The following is a 1,344-nucleotide window of genomic DNA, read 5'->3' as shown; positions in this document are numbered from 1 at the left end:
TACGGGCAATTAGTACTGGTTAGCTTAATGCATTACTGCACTTCCACACCCAGCCTATCAACGTCCTGGTCTCGAACGACCCTTTAAAGAGCTCAAGGCTCTGGGAAATCTCATCTCAAGGCAAGTTTCCCGCTTAGATGCTTTCAGCGGTTATCTCTTCCGTATTTAGCTACCCGGCAATGCCACTGGCGTGACAACCGGTACACCAGAGATACGTCCACTCCGGTCCTCTCGTACTAGGAGCAGCCCCCTTCAAATTTCCAACGCCCACGGCAGATAGGGACCAAACTGTCTCACGACGTTTTAAACCCAGCTCACGTACCACTTTAAATGGCGAACAGCCATACCCTTGGGACCGGCTACAGCCCCAGGATGTGATGAGCCGACATCGAGGTGCCAAACTCCCCCGTCGATATGAACTCTTGGGAGGAATCAGCCTGTTATCCCCAGAGTACCTTTTATCCGTTGAGCGATGGCCCTTCCATACAGAACCACCGGATCACTATGTCCTACTTTCGTACCTGCTCGACTTGTCAGTCTCGCAGTTAAGCACGCTTATGCCATTGCACTATCAACACGATGTCCGACCGTATCTAGCGTACCTTCGAACTCCTCCGTTACACTTTAGGAGGAGACCGCCCCAGTCAAACTGCCTACCATGCACTGTCCCCGATCCGGATAACGGACCAAGGTTAGAACCTCAAACAAACCAGGGTGGTATTTCAAGGTTGGCTCCACGTGAACTAGCGTCCCCGCTTCAAAGCCTCCCACCTATCCTACACAGATTGGTTCAAAGTCCAATGCAAAGCTACAGTAAAGGTTCATGGGGTCTTTCCGTCTAGCCGCGGGTAGATTGCATCATCACAAACATTTCAACTTCGCTGAGTCTCGGGAGGAGACAGTGTGGCCATCGTTACGCCATTCGTGCAGGTCGGAACTTACCCGACAAGGAATTTCGCTACCTTAGGACCGTTATAGTTACGGCCGCCGTTTACTGGGACTTCAATCAAGAGCTTGCACCCCATCATTTAATCTTCCAGCACCGGGCAGGCGTCACACCCTATACGTCCACTTTCGTGTTTGCAGAGTGCTGTGTTTTTATTAAACAGTCGCAGCCACCAGTTTATTGCAACCCTTTCACCCTCATGGAGTAAACCATTCAAGCTACCGGGGCGTACCTTTTCCCGAAGTTACGGTACCAATTTGCCGAGTTCCTTCTCCCGAGTTCTCTCAAGCGCCTTAGAATACTCATCTCGCCCACCTGTGTCGGTTTGCGGTACGGTCTCGTATGACTGAAGCTTAGAGGCTTTTCTTGGAACCACTTCCGATTGCTTCAGCACCTAA

At 51.1% G+C, this 1,344-nt stretch carries 1 rRNA gene; it reads right to left on the bottom strand.

The window, feature by feature from the left end:
- Positions 1-1,344: ribosomal RNA gene (locus tag ACQ4W6_RS25710) — 23S ribosomal RNA — on the bottom strand; the annotation flags it as partial.

This window comes from Janthinobacterium woesei (genome assembly GCF_051380875.1).
Lineage (GTDB): Bacteria > Pseudomonadota > Gammaproteobacteria > Burkholderiales > Burkholderiaceae_D > Janthinobacterium.
The sequence above is the reverse complement of the archived record's forward strand: the minus strand, read 5'-3'. Positions and strand labels throughout refer to the sequence as shown.